This is a genomic window from Desulfobaculum sp. SPO524 (genome assembly GCF_044987625.1).
Lineage (GTDB): Bacteria > Desulfobacterota > Desulfovibrionia > Desulfovibrionales > Desulfovibrionaceae > Desulfobaculum.
This window is the reverse complement of the sequence record NZ_JBJDSB010000002.1, coordinates 904,553-923,786: the sequence shown is the minus strand read 5'-3', so window position 1 is coordinate 923,786 and position 19,234 is coordinate 904,553. Positions and strand designations below refer to the sequence as shown.

The 19,234-nt window shown below is 59.1% G+C and carries 17 protein-coding genes and 2 tRNA genes; 4 read left to right on the top strand and 15 right to left on the bottom strand.

The window, feature by feature from the left end:
* Positions 1-138: 138 nt before the first annotated feature.
* From ACI3L3_RS09750 to rimI, 11 genes are all read right to left on the bottom strand, one after another.
* Complete coding sequence (locus ACI3L3_RS09750) at positions 139-1,713, bottom strand: phosphoethanolamine transferase (RefSeq protein WP_404844918.1); 1,575 nt, start codon at positions 1,711-1,713, stop codon at positions 139-141.
* A gap of 19 nt (positions 1,714-1,732) precedes the next feature.
* Complete coding sequence (locus ACI3L3_RS09745; RefSeq protein WP_404844917.1) at positions 1,733-2,083, bottom strand: diacylglycerol kinase; 351 nt, start codon at positions 2,081-2,083, stop codon at positions 1,733-1,735.
* A 483-nt stretch (positions 2,084-2,566) separates the two neighbouring features.
* Positions 2,567-2,653: transfer RNA gene (locus ACI3L3_RS09740), tRNA-Leu, on the bottom strand.
* An 80-nt stretch (positions 2,654-2,733) separates the two neighbouring features.
* Entirely contained in the window at positions 2,734-3,210 is a 477-nt protein-coding gene (locus tag ACI3L3_RS09735) for an N-acetyltransferase (protein ID WP_404844916.1), read from the bottom strand.
* A 107-nt stretch (positions 3,211-3,317) separates the two neighbouring features.
* Positions 3,318-4,667, bottom strand: a complete 1,350-nt coding sequence (locus ACI3L3_RS09730; protein WP_404844915.1) for a sodium-dependent transporter — start codon at positions 4,665-4,667, stop codon at positions 3,318-3,320.
* Between the two features lie 455 nt (positions 4,668-5,122).
* The gene (locus tag ACI3L3_RS09725; protein WP_404844914.1) at positions 5,123-6,472 is read right to left on the bottom strand and encodes a sodium-dependent transporter; all 1,350 of its coding nucleotides are present in this window, start codon (positions 6,470-6,472) and stop codon (positions 5,123-5,125) included.
* Positions 6,473-7,249: 777 nt separating this feature from the next.
* Positions 7,250-7,336 (bottom strand) — tRNA-Leu (locus tag ACI3L3_RS09720).
* Between the two features lie 11 nt (positions 7,337-7,347).
* Positions 7,348-7,695 carry a preprotein translocase subunit SecG gene (gene secG / locus ACI3L3_RS09715; protein WP_404844913.1) on the bottom strand — a complete coding sequence of 116 codons (348 nt, stop codon included), beginning with the start codon at positions 7,693-7,695 and terminating at the stop codon, positions 7,348-7,350.
* A 43-nt stretch (positions 7,696-7,738) separates the two neighbouring features.
* Entirely contained in the window at positions 7,739-8,491 is a 753-nt protein-coding gene (gene tpiA, locus ACI3L3_RS09710; protein WP_404844912.1) for a triose-phosphate isomerase, read from the bottom strand.
* 4 nt (positions 8,492-8,495) lie between these two features.
* The gene (locus ACI3L3_RS09705; RefSeq protein ID WP_404845220.1) at positions 8,496-9,677 is read right to left on the bottom strand and encodes a phosphoglycerate kinase; all 1,182 of its coding nucleotides are present in this window, start codon (positions 9,675-9,677) and stop codon (positions 8,496-8,498) included.
* A 62-nt stretch (positions 9,678-9,739) separates the two neighbouring features.
* The gene (gene rimI, locus ACI3L3_RS09700) at positions 9,740-10,210 is read right to left on the bottom strand and encodes a ribosomal protein S18-alanine N-acetyltransferase (RefSeq protein WP_404844911.1); all 471 of its coding nucleotides are present in this window, start codon (positions 10,208-10,210) and stop codon (positions 9,740-9,742) included.
* 132 nt (positions 10,211-10,342) lie between these two features.
* On the opposite strand from rimI, the gene ACI3L3_RS09695 reads away from it, so the two are divergent.
* A complete protein-coding gene (locus ACI3L3_RS09695; RefSeq protein WP_404844910.1) occupies positions 10,343-10,819 on the top strand; it encodes an NUDIX domain-containing protein in 477 nt (158 codons plus the stop codon).
* Between the two features lie 119 nt (positions 10,820-10,938).
* Here the strand turns inward: ACI3L3_RS09695 and ACI3L3_RS09690 are convergent, their stop codons facing one another.
* The 4 genes from ACI3L3_RS09690 to ACI3L3_RS09675 form a co-directional block, all read right to left on the bottom strand.
* Positions 10,939-11,724, bottom strand: a complete 786-nt coding sequence (locus ACI3L3_RS09690; RefSeq protein ID WP_404844909.1) for an inositol monophosphatase family protein — start codon at positions 11,722-11,724, stop codon at positions 10,939-10,941.
* 80 nt (positions 11,725-11,804) lie between these two features.
* Positions 11,805-12,830: a rod shape-determining protein gene (locus ACI3L3_RS09685; protein WP_404844908.1), complete on the bottom strand. Its 1,026-nt coding sequence runs from the start codon at positions 12,828-12,830 to the stop codon at positions 11,805-11,807.
* A gap of 125 nt (positions 12,831-12,955) precedes the next feature.
* Positions 12,956-13,918: a GAF domain-containing protein gene (locus ACI3L3_RS09680; RefSeq protein WP_404844907.1), complete on the bottom strand. Its 963-nt coding sequence runs from the start codon at positions 13,916-13,918 to the stop codon at positions 12,956-12,958.
* A gap of 84 nt (positions 13,919-14,002) precedes the next feature.
* Complete coding sequence (locus ACI3L3_RS09675) at positions 14,003-15,157, bottom strand: glycosyltransferase (protein WP_404844906.1); 1,155 nt, start codon at positions 15,155-15,157, stop codon at positions 14,003-14,005.
* A 349-nt stretch (positions 15,158-15,506) separates the two neighbouring features.
* Here ACI3L3_RS09675 and ACI3L3_RS09670 point away from each other — a divergent pair, with 349 nt between their 5' ends.
* The 3 genes from ACI3L3_RS09670 (at position 15,507) to ACI3L3_RS09660 (ending at position 19,220) form a co-directional block, all read left to right on the top strand.
* Complete coding sequence (locus ACI3L3_RS09670) at positions 15,507-17,252, top strand: hypothetical protein (RefSeq protein ID WP_404844905.1); 1,746 nt, start codon at positions 15,507-15,509, stop codon at positions 17,250-17,252.
* Positions 17,253-17,302: 50 nt separating this feature from the next.
* Complete coding sequence (gene gcvT / locus ACI3L3_RS09665; RefSeq protein ID WP_404844904.1) at positions 17,303-18,385, top strand: glycine cleavage system aminomethyltransferase GcvT; 1,083 nt, start codon at positions 17,303-17,305, stop codon at positions 18,383-18,385.
* A 106-nt stretch (positions 18,386-18,491) separates the two neighbouring features.
* Positions 18,492-19,220, top strand: coding sequence for a 16S rRNA (uracil(1498)-N(3))-methyltransferase (locus ACI3L3_RS09660; protein ID WP_404844903.1), 729 nt, complete (start codon positions 18,492-18,494; stop codon positions 19,218-19,220).
* Positions 19,221-19,234 lie beyond the last annotated feature (14 nt).

Sequence of the window (19,234 nt, the reverse complement as noted above, 5' to 3'; positions counted from 1 at the left end):
AAAGGCCCCGGTCACAGTGACCGGAGCCTTGTCTGTATATCTCAGCCGAAACGCACGCCACAGCGCCGTCCCGGCAAGGTCTGGCCAGCGGGAGTGGTATCAGTTCCACGTCCGGCGGGCAAGACACAAGGCCGCCCGCTACTGCACCGCCGCAGCGGCCTCAGGCTGCGCCACCTCGGCAACGCCGGACTGCATAGTACCGGACAGGTCAAGGGAGGCGTCCAGCACATCGGAGCGGATACCCGCCAGTCCCACCAGCGTATGATAGATGAAGTCGTGCGTCACAGGCGTGCCCACAGCGGCCTGCATATGCGCCACGGTCTGCGGACGCGCGGCCTTGAAGGCGTCGCTATACCAAAGGAGGAACGGCACCTCGTACTGCTCCTGCTCCACGGTGGTGCCGTGCAGGAACACGCCGCGCTTGCCAAGGGAATCGCCATGGTCAGATGTGTAGAAGACCACAGCATTCTTATCCCGCAACGCGTCGATGACCGAAGCAATCATATCATCCGTCTTGAGGATGGAATTATCGTAAGCGTTGATGACGTTCTGGTGATATTTGGAAAGCTCCTCGTTCACGTAGTCATCAGGGACAAACTTCCGGTACTGGTCGGTATACTGATGCTTGTACGAAAAATGTGAGCCAACCATATGCAGCAGAACAAGATTGCCGGAGGTGTCGCCAATGGCCTCGTTCATATGCCGCACCAGCTCGATATCGCGCCCTTTCACGTACTTCACATGCTTGCTGCACGAAATCAGCGCGTCCGTCAGGTGGCCGCTTCGGCCCAGCTTGTTCTGGCGGGAAATGAAATACGTCTCATAGCCGTGCTTATTAAATAAGTTAATAAACGACGCATGCTGAGGCTTACGCTCTTTGATACGGGCGTCCGTCAGCATGCCGATAAGCGACACGCGGGTGGTATTGCCGAAGGACCGGCACACGCCATAATTCAGCAGGTTCGGCATGGCCGCAAGGCGCGGCGTGGTCTGGCGCTCGTAGCCATTAATGCCAAAATGCGCGGCCTGAGCGCTCTCGCCGATGATAAACACCACCGTGGGACGTTCATCTTCTGCAACCACCAGCTGCGACGGGGCATCAGCCGGGTTTGGCAAATCCAACAGTTTTTCGGACTCGCCCTCCTCATGGATATACATGCGGATGGCCTTGGGAATGGAAATGGGCGACACCCTGCTCAGCGAGATAGCTTCATACGTCGGCTGCCAGTCCATGTACTTAAAAAATGCCCAGCTGCCCTTGTACAGCCCTGCAACGGCAAGCAGCGCCACGCCAAACACGGCGGCGTACCGCTTGAGAGGAACATCTCCCAGCACTCGCTTTGACAGGCTGGCCTGTATAAGCCCCAGCAGAAAGCTCACGCCCATGAGCAGCGACAGCCGCCACGTCAGGAAGCTGTTGACCTCCATGGAGTTGGTCTCAAAGAGCCACGCCACGGAGTCATAATTCACTGTTACGCCAAATACGGTATAAAAATATGTCGTCGCGCAGCCAGCAAGGTTCATCAGGGTAAAGTACGCCCAGCGTACGCCCGGAATGCGGCCAAAGAGCATAGCCAGCGCGCCATGCAAAGCCACCACAACCACGACATCCCACCCAATGCCAAGGGCATCCAGCTTGTAAATCTGCGGGTTATATACCGCAGCGGACACAGCGCACAGCAGGCCAAACAGCCACGTCTGTAAGGTTCTCACTCTCTCACTCTCTCTTCTCTTAGCCAAACACAATACAACCCCACACCACAGCGGCGAGGGCCAATGCCATGAACACAGCGGCGGAGCCGAGGTCCTTGGCGAGCTTGGAATATTCGTTCCATTCGGAGCCAAAGCGGTCCACCACGGCCTCCACTGCGGAATTCAGCAGCTCCGTGATGATAACCACCATCCAGCTCCCAATCAGAAGCGCCCGCTCAACACCCGTCTCCCCAATCCATAGCCCCAGCACCACCGCCGGGACCAAGATGGCAAATTCCTCCTGCACAGCCTTCTCACTGCCCAGCGCAGCCCGCAGCCCCTGCATGGAGTATTTCGTCGCATTGACAATGCGCTCAATTCTGCTGTTCATTCCATTCTCCGATATTCACAAACAAAAAGCCCTTTCTCCTACGCCGGAGACAGGGCAACCGTCAAGAAACTGTAACACTTCGTGCGGCAGATGCCGCGCTGGCGCTCCTGTGGGTGGTTACGCCACACTTGTATTTACCTCCGGTGGCTTAAGGACTACCGTCCTTAAGAATCCTGCGTGCGCACAGGCCGGTTGCGTGTGGATAAACCTGTCGTCACCCCTGACAACTCCCGCGCCTCGGCCAACCCCTTATTTTTTGGACGGCTTCCGTCCAAAAAATCCTAAGGATTGTTAAGGAAATTATTTCCTTAACTAGCTCTGCTATCTTGATCTCTAAGGCCCTCCGTCCTTTCAGGCCGAAGGACCTAAGAGCTCAAGTCGCCGAAGGCATCTTCTCTTCTCATCTTTCCTCTCCACACTCCAACGCACCTGCCATCAGACGCAAAAAAGCCCGCAGTGTGTGCTGCGGGCTTTTGTCGTCTATGGTGCCGAAGGGGAGACTCGAACTCCCACGGCCTTTCGGCCACTACCCCCTCAAGATAGCGTGTCTACCAATTCCACCACTTCGGCACGGGGTATTGTCAGGTGGCGCTCTGCGCCGCTGACGGAGAGGTATCTATAAGATATGACGGCATATCGTCAATCATTTTTTATGGTTCAACGTCATTTTTCCCGCCATCAGCCGTAAAACGGGTAGAACCGGGCTGTTCCCAACGCATCACTTGCTCCCGGTGGCCGGTTGTTTCGTCAAGGCGTTCCTGCACCAGAGTGAAGCCGTGGCGCGCGTAAAAGCGGCACGCGGCGGTGTTTTCGGTGTAGACGGCAAGGCGCAACACGGATGAAAGGGTCTTGGCGTGGTTGAGCAAGGTCGTCCCCACTCTCCTGCCCTGCCACTTGGGCGCGACAAAGAGTGCGGCGACATATTCCCCATTCATGCTGATGAACCCGACAACCTCGCCTTCCTTTTCGTACACCCACGTCCGGGCAAGGGGCAGGTAGACATCGCGCATGGCTTGGACGTTTCCGCGCCAGAATGCAGCGTCGATGAATGCATGCGAGGCAAGGGACGCATCAAGCCAAATGGCGAGGACGGCGTCGGTGTCTTCTGTGCGGAATTCGCGGATCATGGCGCTTTCCTTTGGCCGAGATGGGGAATCAGTAAAAAAGGGGTACAGCAACCGCCGTACCCCTTGTTGTATCATCGTGATGCGCTCACTGCCGCGGCAGAGCCTGACTAAAAGATGCCAAGGCCCTTGAGCATGATGAGCACTGTCAGCACGGGGGTGACGAACTTCAGCACAAAGATGAACATCTTGGCCACACCATCAAGGCGCAGCAGGCCATTGTTGGTGAGGGCCTTGCGGAAGGCATCCGCCCCCCAAATCCACCCGGCGAACAGGCAAATCGCCACACCACCGAGGGGCAGCAGGATGTTCTGCGTCATGTAGTCGTACAGGCTGAAAAAGTTGAGACCGAAGAAGGTCACGTCGGACAGCACACTCTCGGAAAGCGTGGCAGGCGCGCCCACGGCGGCAAGCAGCAGCACGGTAAGAATGGTGCCCTTGGCGCGGGACATGCCAAGCGTCTCGGTGGCGAATGCGACGGGAACCTCAAGCAGCGACAGCATGGCGCCCGTGGCGGCCACACCGGTCAGGATGAAGAACAGCGCCTGAAACACGCCGCCAAGGGGCATGGACTCAAACACCTTGGGGATGGTCACAAACAGCAGGGACGGTCCGGCTTCGGGAGCCATACCAAAGGCAAACACCGCCGGGAAGATGGCGATACCGGCCAGCAGCGACACGGAAAGGTCCGCCAGCATAACGCGCAGCGTGGTGATGGGCACATTCTGGTCGTCGCGGTAGTAGCTGCCGTACGTGGTCATGGTCCCCATGCCGACGGACAGCTTGAAGAACGCGAGGCCCATAGCCATAAGCACGGCGGTGAAGTTCAGCTTGCTGAAATCCGGCGTAAACAAAAAGGTCAGCCCCTCGGATGCACCGGGCAGCGTCATGCTGCGCACGCCCATGGCGATGAGCAGAACAAACAGCACGGGCATCAGGCGCTTCACCGTGCCCTCAATACCTTTAGAGACACCCATCATAATGATGCCGCCCACAAAGATGAGGACGAACCACTGCCAAAACAGCGACTGGACCGGGTCCTTGACCAAGTCGGTGAACATCTTGGCGGTATCGACGTTTTCTGGCCCAGAGAAGAGCATGCCGATGCTTTTGAAGATATAGGCGAAAACCCAGCCTGCGACGTCCGAGTAGAACGCCATAATCAAAAAGGCAGAGATAACGCCGCACACGCCGATAAGGAACCACGGCTGGCCCTTGGGCGACAGGGTCTTGTAGCTGGTGATGGCATTGGCCTTCACATGGCGGCCAATGAGGATTTCCGCCACCATAAGCGGAAGCCCCACAAGAAAAGTGCAGAGGACGTAAATGAAGAGGAAGGACGCGCCCCCGTTCATCCCCGTCATGTAGGGAAATTTCCAAATATTACCGAGACCGACCGCAGACCCGAGTGTTGCAAGGGTCACGCCGATGCTCGATGTAAACCCGTCTCTGTTGCTCATATCACCCCTACCTCCGTCATCCCCCCCGGACAACGGACTGAACGTTGCGTACACGCTCCCAGCGACCATGCAAGGAGCCTACCTTGAGTAAACTGCGCCTTGTACCCTAGGACAACGCTGGAGTCAAACAACCCGCCTCGCATAACTCCCTGAAAAGATGCATCTTTATAACTCCGCCGTGCAACTGCAACACTACAGGACGCACACTTCTTTACCGCCCGAAGTACAATACAAAAATGAGGGGCGCGGCACGCTGCCACACCCCTCGTCAATGCACTACTTGTTCTCCACTTCACATGCATGAAGCGCTATGAGATATTGTCACAATTTTGTGACTTTTTATGACGCAAAACACACCGCAAAGCGCGCGCTGTGAGCGCACGTCTACAGAACGCTCCACTGCATTCCCGCGCTATGCCGGGCGAGTTTTTATACCGCGTCCTTCCATAGGACTGCTAAAAGATGCCAAGCCCCTTCAGCATGATAATCATGATGAGCACAGGGGTGACAAACTTCAGCAGGAAGAGGAAGCTATTTGCCACCTTCTCAAGGGGCAGTACACCGTTGTTGGTGAGGCACTTGCGGAAGGCCTCCGCTCCCCACACCCATCCTGCAAACACACAAACGGCCACGCCGCCAAGGGGCAGCAGAACATTCTGCGTCATATAATCATACAGGCTAAAGAAGTTCAGCCCAAAGATGGTCACATCGGACAGCACGCTTTCGGACAGCGTCGCGGGGGCGCCAGCAGCGGCCAGCAGCAGAACAGTCAGGGCGGTGCCCTTGGCGCGGGACATACCAAGCGTCTCGGTGGCAAAGGCAACGGGCACCTCAAGAAGCGACAGCATCGCGCCCGTGGCGGCCAGCCCCGTCAGGATAAAGAACAACGCCTGAAACACGCCGCCAAGGGGCATGGACTCAAAGACCTTGGGGATGGTGACGAACAACAGGGACGGCCCAGCTTCGGGGGCCATGCCAAAGGCAAACACCGCCGGGAAAATGGCGATACCAGCCAAGAGCGACACCACAAGGTCGGCCACCATCACGCGCAGCGTAGTCACGGGCACGTTTTGGTCGTCGCGGTAGTAGCTGCCATAGGTCGTCATAATGCCCATACCGACGGACAGCTTAAAAAACGCAAGGCCCATGGCCATAAGAACAGCCGTAAAGCTCAGCTTGCTGAAATCCGGGGAGAACAAAAAAGTGAGGCCCTCGCTGGCTCCGGGAAGAGACATGCTCCGCACGCCCATGACAATCAGCAACACAAACAGCACGGGCATCAAGCGCTTCACCGTCCCCTCAATACCCTTGGAGACGCCCATCATAATGATGCTGCCCACAAAGATAAGCACGAACCACTGCCACAGCAGGGACCGCACAGGGTCGGCCACCAACTCGGCAAACACGGCTCCGCTGTCAGCGGTCGCCGGGCCGGTAAAGGCCAGCACGATGCTCTTGAAAATATAGGCGAAAACCCAGCCCGCCACGTCGGAATAAAATGCCAGAATCAAAAAGGCCGACAGCACGCCACTCACGCCGATAAGGAACCACGGCTGGCCCTTGGGCGACAGACTCTTGTAGCTGGTGATGGCGTTGGCCTTCACCTTGCGGCCAATAAGAATCTCCGCAACCATCAGCGGCAGGCCCACGAGGAATGTACACAGCACATACACGATCAAGAACGACGCGCCGCCGTTCATGCCCGTCATGTATGGAAATTTCCAAATATTACCAAGACCGACAGCGGACCCCAGCGTTGCGAGGGTCACGCCAATGTTTGAAGTAAATCCATCTCTCTTCGTCATTTCACCCTGCCTCCGCCATCCCCCCAGGATAACGGGTTATGCATTACTTCCACACCTCCGTGACCATTTAAGGAGGTTGCCTCTTGCCGAACGCGCGAATCTAGCTCATGACCGCCCTAGAGTCTAAGTCCTCTTTGTCATAACGCCTTTGGCAAACAGCGGCTTTTTTCGCCACGGTGGCCCCTCGCCCGGCAGTCCCCCCCAGCACGGGGAAAATCCCCAAACGACTGCGCCCACCTTCCTCAAGCGAGGAAGACGGGCGCAGAATATCCGGCGATTTTCGCATCGCCCTAGGGTATGACACAGACTACTGATTGCGCAGGTTAGCGATAACCGCGCTCAACTTCTCTGCTAGGGGTACAAGCTCATTCACCGCGCGGGAGGACTCATCCATAGCCTGCTGTTCCGATGCCGTGTGCTGGTGCCGCACTTATATTCCCTCCGGGGGCTTAAGGACGACTGTCCTTAAGAATCCTGCATGCGCACAGCCCATTTGCGCGCAGAAAGGCCTGCCGCCACCCCTGACAACTCCCGCCCGTGCCCCACCCTTATTTTCTGGGCGGCTTCCGCCCAGAAAATCCTAAGGATTGTTAAGGAAATTATTTCCTTAACTAGCTCTGCTCTCTTGATCTCTAAGACCCTCCGTCCTTTCAGGCCGAAGGACCTAAGAGCTCAAGTCGCCGAAGGCACTCTTCCCTCCACTCCCCCTGCCTCAACGCCCCCCTGCCATCAGACGCAAAAAAGCCCGCAGCGTATGCTGCGGGCTTTTGTAATCTCTGGTGCCGAAGGGGAGACTCGAACTCCCACGGCCTTTCGGCCACTACCCCCTCAAGATAGCGTGTCTACCAATTCCACCACTTCGGCGTTATGTCAGACTACTCTGCGCTTTCCTCGGCCGGGGCGACGGGGATGTCGTCCGGCTTGGCAGCGGGAGCGGCCTTTTCGGGAGCGGGTTCGGTCACGGCGGGGACGCTCGTCATGATAGACTCATCACCGGGCTTGGAGCTGGTGAGCACGTTGTAGACCAGCGAGGTGACCAAGAAGATTGCGGCGAGGAACGCCGTCAGCTTGGTCAAAAGTCCACCTGCGCCGGAGGAACCGAACACGGTGCTGGAGCCGCCACCGAAGATGACACCCATGCCTTCCTTGCCGGACTGCAACAGAACCAGCACGATAAGGATGAGACAGGCAAGAATGTGCAGAGTAAGAACTAAGGATTCCAAATCAAACTCCCTTGAATCCCGCATCTTTGGCGGGTCGTGTTGCTTATGCCTTGACGATCTGGCTGAAGCTTTCAGCCTGTAGGCTTGCGCCTCCTACCAGCACACCGTCAACATTGTCAAGCGCTATGATTTCCGAGCAGTTGGCAGGCTTCACGCTGCCACCGTACTGGATGCGGATTTCATGACCTTTTTCGCCAAAGAGGTCAACGAGGACACTCCGGACGAAGGCGTGAGCATGCACGATTTCGTCCGGACCTGCAACCTCTCCGGTACCGATAGCCCATACGGGCTCATAGGCCACGACGATATCTTCCGCCGGAACGTCCTGCGGTACGCCGGAAAGTCCCTTTTCCAGTTGTGAACGCAAAACCTCTTCCACACGGCCGGCCTTACGCTCTTCCAGCAGCTCGCCAACGCACAAAATCATGCGCAGGCCCTGCTCCAGGCCGTAGGCCACCTTGCGGCCGATAAAGGCATCATCTTCACCCATAACGTGACGGCGCTCGGAGTGCCCGGCAAGGGCGTAGGAGCAGCATGCGTCGCGCAGCATGGCCGGCGAAATTTCGCCCGTGAACGCGCCTTCGGCCTCGGGATAGAAGTTCTGCGCGCCAAGGTGGAATCCGGTTCCATGGTTCATGGCTCCGGCGACGGCGTACAGCGCAGTAAAGGGCGGAATAACCAATACCTCGCGTCCTTCCGGCACCTCGCCGACCAGCTTCACCAGCTCGTCGGCGACTTCGCGGGCTTCGCCGGCCGTCTTGTACATCTTCCAGTTGGCAGCCATCAGTTGCTTCATTGCGCTACTCCTTGAGTGCGGTGAATGCGGGCAGGTCCTTGCCTTCCATGAATTCCATGAAGGAGCCACCGCCCGTGGAGATGAAGGTCATTTTATCCGCCAGCCCCGCCATTTTGAGGCAGGAGCCAGTATCGCCGCCACCACCGATGGTCATGGCATCGGCCAGTCCGGCAACGATTTTGGTCAGTTCCATGGAGCCTTCGGCAAAGGCCGGGTTCTCAAACGCGCCGACCGGGCCGTTCCAGACCACGGTCTTGGCGCCCTGAAGCACCTCGCGGTAGAGGGCGACGGTCTTGGGGCCCACGTCGAGAGCCATCAGGCCGTCGTCTATGCCGTCTGCGGCGTCCACGGTCTTCACCGCTGCTGCGGCGTCCGGTCCTTCGCCCAGCACGAAGTCGAGGGGCAGAACCAGCTTCACGCCGCGCTCCTCGGCGGTGTGCATCACGCGCTTTGCTTCGTCCACAAGGTCCTTCTCCACCAGAGAGGCCCCAACGCCAACGCCCTGCGCCAGCAGGAAGGTGTTCGCCATGGCGCCGCCAATGATGAGAGAATCCACCTTCTCTAGCAGCTTGTTCAGGATGCCCAGCTTGGAGGACACCTTGGAGCCGCCGGAAATAGCCACGTAGGGGCGCTTGGGATCGGCCAGGGATTCACCGAGGAACTCCCACTCCTTCTTGAGCAGGAAGCCTGCGCACTTTTCCTTGGCGTGGGCAGGAATGCCCGTCATGGAGGCGTGGGCGCGGTGCGCAGTGCCAAAGGCGTCATTGCAGTACACGTCGCACAGCTCGGCCAACTGACGGCCAAAGGCGTCGTCACCGGCCTGCTCTTCGGGATGGAAGCGCAGGTTCTCAAGCATCAGCACTTCGCCGGGCTTCAGGTCGGCGACCATGGCTTTGACCTCGTCGCCGATGCAGTCGGGGGCCATCTTCACGGGACGGCTCAGCAGTTCGCCAAGGTGCTTGGCCACCGGGGCGAGGGAGAATTCCGGCTTGACCTGCCCCTTGGGCTTGCCAAGGTGCGCGCACAAAATAAGGGCCGCGCCCTGCTCCAAGGCATGCTGCACCGTGGGCAGACTGGCGCGGATGCGGTTGTCGTCGGCGATAACGCCGTCCTTGATGGGGACGTTGTAGTCCACGCGGATAAGTAGTTTTTTGCCGCTCAGGTCAATTTGATCGATAAATTTCAACACGGCATCTCTCCTTGCCTGAAAGATTTCTTTGTACGTATGGCTCGGGCATCCGGATGAGTTTAGCCCCTGCCGGATGATTTTTCCATATCCAGCGTCATGAGAAAGGCGTCTTCCCCTGTATCTGGGTAGTACTTGGGGCGCACGCCCACTTGCTCAAAGCCGAACTTGGCGTACAGGCGCTGCGCCGGAACATTGGAAGCGCGAACTTCCAAATGCGCGGCTTTCATGCCCATTTTAGCGGAAATTTGCAATATCATACCCAGCAGGTGCGAGCCGAGACCCGCCTCGCGCAGGCCAGGGCGCACGGCAATGTTCAAAATCTCGGCCTCGTCCGCCACGAGGTAGAGTGAGCAATAGGCCGCAAGGGCGTCGCCGTGCCTAAGTCCAAATACATAAAAGACTTTTCGCTCCAGGCCCAGCCGAAATTGCTCCGCTCCCCACGGATGGGAAAAGCACTCGGATTCCAGCGCGACAAGGGCGTCTACGTCGTCCGCGCCAAGCCTGTCGAAAACATATTTCACCTCAGTCACGAAAAAACCTTGTCTGAAAGTTGAATTTTCTCTCTCCCCTGCTATACACGGCGTATGCCGTCAACGCAAAACACCACTTTGTTTTCCTTAGGGAATACGACCCCGCCCATAAAGCACGGAAGTGTGGAAATCGTGGATGAACACGACAACCCGCTCTGTGTGATAGCACTGCCCGACGCCAGCCAGCAGACCCTGCGGCACCGGGCCGTCCTTGTTCTGGTCTACGATGAGCGCGGCCGCCTGTACCTGCAAAAGCGCTCCCGCAAGAAAACCCTCTACCCCGGACGGTGGGACCTCTCCGCCACGGGCCATGTTGAAGTTGGCGAATCCCGAGAGGACGCCGCCATCAGGGAACTGTATGAAGAGCTTGGCGTCCGTGTGACGGGCCTTCGCTTCGTGCACGATGTTCCGGCCAGCCACTCCACGGGCTACGCCTTTGTCTCGCTGTACTCCGCCGGGCGCGTCACCGCGCGTCTCAAGACGAATCCCGAAGAAGTCTCCGGCGGCATGTACGTTGACGAGGAAGAGCTCGCCCTGCTCGTGCGCGACTTTCGCGACCAGCTCACGCCCGCCATCGTTACCTTTTGGGAACTGGGCATGCTGTTCTAGCGCCCGCCCACGCTTCACACTCTCCACCACACCGCGTGCGGCCCACGACCTGTGGTCCGGCGCTCTTTGACGCGGCGCAGGCTGACACATCGTCCAGTCTGCGCCGCGTCTTGTCGTCTCTATTCGGTAATAAGGCTACTCATGGCCTCGTGCAGGGGGCCATTGCTGGCAAGAATGCCTCCGCCGAAGGTATAGGGCGTTCCCGCGTCAAAGGCGCTGACACGGCCGCCCGCCTCCTCCACCAGCAGCATACCCGCCGCGGTGTCCCACGGCTTGAGGCCACGCTCGTAGAAGGCGTCCATCCGCCCGCAGGCCACGTAGGCAAGGTCCACCGCCGCTGCGCCCATGCGCCGCACGCCCTGACACGTTGCCAACACGCGCTCCAGCGGCGCAATGATACGCGGCAGGTCTTCCTTGACGGTGTAGGGAAAGCCCGTCGCCACCAGCGCGCGCTCCGGGTCGGCCTCGGTGGTGACGTTGATGGGCGCGCCGTTAAGCGTCGCCCCCTGCCCGCGCACGGCGTAGAACAGCTCATCCATCACTGGCAGCGAGACAATACCAAGCTCAGGGCGGCCATCACGCCACAGAGCCACGGATATGGCGCACAGCGGGATGCCGTGGGCAAAGTTCGTGGTGCCGTCAACGGGGTCAACAATCCACGTCAACGCCTGCGGTTCAAGGCTTTCCGCACTTTCTTCGGCCAGCATGCCTGCCTCGGGCAAAATCTCGCCAAGGCGCTCTTTGAGCAAATTTTCCACGGCCACATCGGTTTCGGTGACGAGGTCGATGCGGCCCTTGTAGGTGATATTGCGCGGGGTGTTCCACGCGTCGGTTACGATGCGCCCGGCCTCGCGCACGGCGGCGAGAGTGCGGGTCAACAGGAGTGGCGTCACATAATCGGACATGGCTCTCTCCTTGAGCGTTGGTCAGGAAAAAGGCGGCCACTTGGGCCGCCTGTCAGAATGCATGAATATGGTATTTCGGGCTAGTTGATGTAGACCTTGCTGTAGAGCTTGGCTTCTTCCAGACTGCGGCCCGTTCCGCGGACAACGGTGGTCAGCGGATCGTCATCCACGATGACGTTGAGGTTCGTTTCCTTGCAGATGAGGCGGTCCAGCCCCTTGAGCAAGGCACCACCGCCCGCCAGCAGCAAGCCGTTGTTGGCGATGTCGCCCACCAGTTCCGGGGGCGTCTTCTCCAACGAACGCTTCACGGCAAGCACAATGTGCGCCACCGGTTCCTGAATGGCGTGGCGGATTTCCTCGTCGGTGATTTGGATGGTCTTGGGCGTGCCGTTGACAAGGTTCTTGCCCGAGACTTCACCCGTCAGCGGGGCATCCAGCGGCATGGCCGTACCAAGGGTCATCTTGACCCGCTCGGACATATTTTCACCGATGAGCAGCTGATGCTCATCCTGAAAATAGCGCTGAATGGCTTCGTTCATCTCGTCACCAGCAACGCGGACGCTTTCGGCGTAGGCCACGGCGGACAGAGAGATGACGGCCACTTCCGTGGTGCCACCGCCGATGTCCACCACCATGTTGCCAATGGGTTCCTCAATGGGCAGGCCCGCACCGATGGCGGCGGCCATGGGTTCCTCAATAAGCTTTACTTCCCGCGCGCCCGCCTGCAGGGCGGACTCGATAACCGCGCGCTTTTCCACCTGCGTGATGCCTGTGGGCACACAGATAACGATGCGCGGCTTCACCAGCGACATGCCGGTGATGACCTTTTTAATGAAGAAGGAGATCATCTCCTTGGTCACTTCAAAGTCGGCGATAACGCCGTCCTTCAGGGGGCGGATGGCACGAATTCTGTCCGGAGTACGGCCCAGAAAGTCCTTGGCCTCCTTGCCGACGGCAAGAATGCTGCCGTTGTGCGCGTCCATGGCCACAACGGAGGGTTCATTCAGGACAATGCCGTCTTTCGGGGAGAATATCAGCGTATTGGCCGTTCCCAGGTCCATGGCGAGGTCTTTGCCGAGGAAGCCGAAAAGGCGTTTGAAAATCATCTATGTCAGCTCTCTTTTGCCGTAGTAGAGGTTGAATCCGCGTCATGCCTCATGTGAGGCTCGGTACTCTATACTCGATTCCCCCCGTGGCGGCAACGCCCGGGGGAAGATTCCCCAGCCATCCGCTAGGTTTCCTGCAGACGGCCTTTGAGGAAAAGGTTTTCCAGAAACAGGGCCAGATGGTCCGTAGCCATCTCGACAAATTCCCTGACTGGCGGAGTCACCTCCATTGGGGCCTCATTGGCGAGGACCAGAACGCCGCGTGTCCGCTTGTGGATAATAAGCGGCATGCAGATGGAGCTTCGAAATTCCGGTGCGCCCGAATTTTTGCCCAGCAGAGGCTGGGGCGCACCCGAGGCGTCGCCATCACCGGAGTGGACGGCCTGCCCATTGGTAAACACCCACCCCACTAGCCCGGAGCGTATGGGAAAACGCCCGGACCCGCTGCTCGGGCCGGAAATGACCGGAATATTGGCCCCTTCGACGAAGTACGACTCTCCCCGTTCGTCCCTCGCCACCAAAAAGCAATGCGAAAAACGCGTCGCTTCCACAACAATCTCCAAAAAGTGCTGGAGAAATGCATCCCATCGCGGAAACTGCTTCCGCAACCCTTGTATGAGTTGCAGGCTTTTGTAGAAGCGGTGCTCTTCCTGATCCTTCTTCACCTGCGAGGCACCGCAATGGATGTCGCAGGCAAGGTCAGCAAAGAGCTGCAGGATTTTTTGATCCTTACCGCTAAAATTGTACGATCGGCGGCTATCCACGCACAACGCCCCTCCGCTGGGTCCCAAGGGGCAGCCCATGAAGGCCTTGACCTTGTTCTCCTCGTCGTTGGCGTAATAGCCCAGTTTGCTACGCTTGCGGTCGAAGTTGTTGATCAAGAGCGGCTCGTGGTTTCTGATAATCCAGCCCACAAGCCCCTGTCCCGGCGCTATCGTCGTGTCTTCACGAATATCGTCCCCAAGGCTAAACTGCGCCCTCAGGTGGTATTCCTTTGCATCCTCCCCCGGCAAAAAAAGCAGGGTGGAATAGGCGTCGAATACGCTACAGACGATACCCAGAAGTTTTTCAAGGCTGTCGTTAACCATATCCAACTTGAAGCGTTTGAGCGTTCGGCCCGGATTGACCGGCGCGGCCTAAGGTGTACGATACCGGGCCAGATTTTAACAGCATTATTTTACGCCTCCATCCGTGGCTGGCGCATCGGCGTTTGGGGCCAGATAATGGAAGTCGAACGCGTTTTCCGCGTCCTCGCGGCGCAGGGTGGCCACGCCTTCGCGCTCCAGCCTGTCAAAGACTCCGGCGCGGATAAACGGGGTAAACATGTCCAGCAGCGTTTCCCACACGTCACGCGCTCCCGTGCAGCCACCCGGCGGCGCAGGAGAAGCGTCCGCCAAGTCATCCTCCAACAGCCCCCGCACTGTGGGGTACGGCTCCAGCCGCCCCATGAGCGCGGCGCGAAACTCCGCCACATCCAGCGGTCCCTGCGGCACAAAGCGCGTGCGCGCCGCAAACAGGTCCAGCATCAGCCGCGCAAACAGCAACAGCTCCAGATAGACGAAAACGTCCTCGCCCCGCTGCACGGCGCTGCTCATGCGCATGGACACCAATTGCACGATGGGCCCAAGGCCATCCCACAGGCTTTTGCGCTCCACCACGGCCCGCACGCTAGCCCCGGTATAGCGCGAATGCTGGGCCGCCAAAGCACGGCGGCTCATGCGGCGCACCTGCCGCACGGGGGCGTCCTCCACCCGCCGCAGCACGTATCCCTGCTCGGCAAGGCGGCGGCAAAAGGCAAAATCCTCATGCGTTGGGCCGCTGTGCGCGCCAAAGCCGCCCACAGCCGTCCACACCTCGCCGCGCATCAGCCAGATGTTCCCTGTCAAAAAGCCCGTCTTTTGCGGGTCAAAATCCAAAATGTCATACCGGGCCATATATCGCGCGGTGGGGCCGCTTCCGGCATCGCAAGTGATGATGCCGCCGACAAGGCCCACGCCCTCCTCCGCCAAAAGCTCCTTGGCGTGCGCCACCCAATACGGCGCGGGGCGGATGTCGCAATCCACGGACAGAACCATATCACTGTCCGCCACAGCGGCGAGGCCATGCGCCTTCGCCCCTGCCGGGCCGCGGTTTTCATCCAGCCGCTCAATGGCGACGGGGGGCGCGCCCTCAGGCATCTGCGGCGGGGCATACGCGGTGGCCGAACCATCGTCCACCACTAGCACGCGCTGCGGGCGCACGCTCCACGTCGGCACGGACCTGAGCAGTCCGTCCGCCAAGCGCGCGTCGTTGAACGTATAGGTCACCATCGCCAACTCTTCGCCCACGTCTCCTCCCCTGCGGCTGACACTGTCCTCCGGCCATGACCGGCTTGATTGCCGCAACGTAGCAGAAACGCGGCCCTTTTACCATGCGCCAAGCCCGATTCGCGGGCCTGTCGTCGCCCCGCAGTGCCGCTGTGGCGGGAAAAGAGGAAAAAATGAAGAAATTTCCGCCCATGGCGGGACGAACTATTGTCATTCTTTCTGACAGGATGTAGACTTTTTCTGTTGACTATGTGCCGCCGGGCTCTGGCCACGGTACGACACGACACACCGAGAACGGAGGTGATTCTATCGCCATAGTCAACGCTACCGCCCACCTTTTTACAGGCCTCGGAGGCCTCTGGAAAACGGCATGCGCTTCAGTTGGGAACACGCTTTTAGTACATCCAAGGAATTCAACGCCCCAAGTGGCGACGACACAGACTTCACCCTCAACATCAGTTCGCTCTCCACCCTGAAGCGCTACCTTGACCGCGTTCACGTTAAGCATTGCCTGCTGAAGCCCTACTTCGAAAACGACGACTACCCCATTCTGGACTGGCGTGAACTGCTGCCGTCCTTCGAGTCCGACACCTTCGAATACGCCAACCTGCCGGGATTCAGCATGGTTGCCCTTGCGCGGCCGCTTAATTATTTCAGCGAGCCGTTCCAGTTCGACATTCTCCACGACTTTCTGGAAGCCACAAGCTACGGCGACGGCTTCGCCTGTCCGCTGGAAAAGAACGTGATGGACCAAAACCGCCGCGTTCTGCTGGACCGCCTTCCCAAGCCCTATCAGGAAGCCTTCCGCCGCCGCTTTGGCCGCAAGGACTTCACCGCCATTGAGCAATACCCGGACATGCTGGAGTTTCTGCTCAATCTGGACCGCGCGCACGTAATGGCCCAGAATCTTGACGGCAACTTCCATCTCTCGGGCATCTATGCCTCGCTGCCCTCGGACCTCGATACGGAAATCAAGCGCTTTGGCCTGCGCATCGGCAAATTCCGCGTGGGCGACAATGCCCGATACGAGCGCAACAGAAATTTCGTTTATCAGTTCCTCATGGAGCTGTACGGCTTCCCCATTGTGTCCGAGCGCCGCACCTCCAGCGCGCTGTTTGCCCGGCGGCTGCACGCCATGGGCGAAAAGTTCCTCATCCGCGTGCTTGGCCAGTCCGACCGCACACTCACCACCATCTACACGCATCCCTCCCAAAAGCGGTACCCGCGTGTGGAGAAGATTGCCCTTGTGCAGGTGGACGACAACCAGCGCGAAGCCCTCGCCAGCCTTGGCCGGGGCCGCTATTTCGTCGACAAGGAAAAGCGCGTGGTCATCATGCGCGTGGTGTACCGCCAGCACGTCTACTCCAAGGACAACGTCCGGCAGGACCGCGCGCTGTCCGTGCTGAAGCAGGAAATCATCCACCCCTGGTCCGGCCGTGTGAACGACAAGGTGAACCTCATCAAGGACGCCACCAACATGGTCGTGCGCATGAACGACATCGCCAAGGGTGAGTACATCGGGCGCATTGTCTATAAGCGGAACGAAGTAGTGGAAAATACGGACACCCACGAAAAGCGTCTGAAATTCCTGTACGCGTGGCTGTCCAAGCATCAGCGGCGCATCATCGCCTATTCCGACGAGTTCTATTCGTCCATGGTCAAGGTGCTGGACACCTACCTCCTTGACCCGGACAACTACGAAACGTTCAACACCATGAACGAGCTGTATCAAGAGGTTTGGACCAAATACAGCTACATCCAGCAGGCCCGTAAAGTGCAGTTGCTTGAAAACCTGCAGCACCGCACATTCAAGGGAAAGCGCATCAACTATCTGGAAATGCTGGAACAGACCAACGCCGTCCTGCATGAGCTCAAGTTTGAAATCGTCAACTACTTTGACCAACTGGTGCAGAATGTACTAGGCATTGCAAAGAACATCCTGCGGGACTCCTACCTCGTGCGCACCTACGTCCGCCCAAAGGACGAAGACCTCACGCCCTACGGGCAGGAAATCAAAAAGCGCTATAGGCGTCTTGTGTCGCTCATTGATGAATTCAAGTCCATCCGAAAGTCCCGCACAGACTCGGATGACAAAGGCCCGGGCACTGCGGTATAACAACGCCCCGTGGCCGCTTCCATTCGCCCCCAGCTTCGGAGGAAGATTCATTGTCCAAGCTTTTGACCACGCCACTTCATGAGTGGCACGTAGCCAATGGTGCCAAGATGGTACCCTTCGCCGGTTGGGATATGCCCGTCCAATACGCTGGCATCATCAGCGAGCATACGCACACCCGGACGAGGGCATCCGTCTTCGACATCTGTCACATGGGCGAATTTAAGCTCAAGGGCGCCAAGGCCAAGGAGCACCTCTCCCGCCTTGTCACGCACAACCTTGCCACCCTCGGCCCCGGACGCTGCCGCTACGGCTATATGCTCAACGAGGACGGCGGCATCATTGACGACCTCATCGTCTACTGTATGAGCGACGACGAGTACCTGCTGGTGGTCAACGGCGCGCGCACCATGACGGACTACGCGTGGATTAAGTCCCATCTGCCCGCGGACATGTTCTTTGAGGATATCTCCGAGCTCACGGCGAAGATTGATCTCCAAGGCCCCGCCGCCTGTACCGTGCTCAATGCCGTCACCGGTGAGGACTGGAGCTTCCTCAGCTACTTCTCCTTCAAGAAGGCCGAGTTCATGAACGACCCGTGCATCATCAGCCGCACCGGCTACACCGGCGAACTTGGCTACGAGCTTTACATCCGCGAGGAAGCCGCCCTGCGCCTCTGGGAAGCCCTGCTCGCCCACCCGGACGTGGAGCCCGCCGGACTTGGCGCGCGCGATACCCTGCGCCTTGAAGTCGGCCTTTCCCTCTACGGACAGGACCTTGACGACAAGCACACTCCGGCAGAAGCTGGCGGCGCGTTCTTCCTCAAGTCCGAGGCGGACTACATCGGCAAGGCCCACGCCTTTGATGTACGCGAACAGCTCATCCCTCTTGAAATGGAAGGCCGCAAGGCCGCCCGCCACGACGACCCTGTCTTCCTGCCCAGTGGCGAGGAAGTCGGCCGCGTCACCAGTGGCTGTTACGCCCCCAGCCTCGGCCACGCCGTGGCACTGGCCTACGTCCAAAAGGACGCCGCCGAAAACGAGGAATTCCTCGCGGGCAAAGGCAAGAAGAAAATTTCCGCCAAACGCTCGGCCCTGCCCTTCTACAAGGAGGGGACAGCACGCCTTAAGCTGTAGGCCTCCCGTCTTCACTGCCCCAAGCCCCGGCCTGTCCCTGCTCCATGCAGGGCCACACAGGCGGCGCTTGGGGCTTTGCTTTTTTGAACAACAAGGACACATTACGGTGAAAACCTTCTACATGCATCCGGACGACTGGCGCGAGCCATACGTCCTTACCGGCCCGGAAGCGCACCACCTTTCCCGCGTTCTTCGCCTGAAACCCGGCGAGGAGGTGCGCCTCTTTGACGGCTGCGGCGCAACCGGCACGTTTGAAATCGTCTCCGTCAGCAAATCCCGCGCGGAGCTTTTGCCAAAGCACATCGAGCACATCGACCCGCCCGCCAATCCCGTGACCCTCGCCCTCGGCTGGGCCAAGGGCATCCGGCGCGGTTGGCTTCTTGAAAAAGCCGTGGAACTGCAAGCCGGCGGCCTTGTCTTTTGGCAAGCAGGACGCAGTCAGGGCCGCGTGCCCGCAGGCGGTAAGGAAAGCTGGGACACCAAGCTCATCGCCGGCGCCAAGCAGTGCGGCAACCCCTTCCTGCCCGAGATTCACACCTGCCCCGGCGGCGTGCAGGACCTCATCGCCCTCGGCAAGGACTACGACCACCGCTTCCTCTTGTGGGAAGACCTGTCGCGCCCTGCCGTGCTCGACTATCCTGCCGTCAGCACGCCGGGGAGCGTGCTTTGCGTTCTTGGCCCGGAAGGCGGCTTCGCCCCCGGTGAGGCCGAAGCCCTCGTTGACGCCGGATTCACGCCCGTCAGCCTTGGCGGGTCCATTCTGCGCTGGGAAACGGCGGCCCTTGTCTGTCTCAGCCTGTTCTGGTGGGGGAGGCATCATGTTGACGAATCCTAAAGGCCACGCTCCCG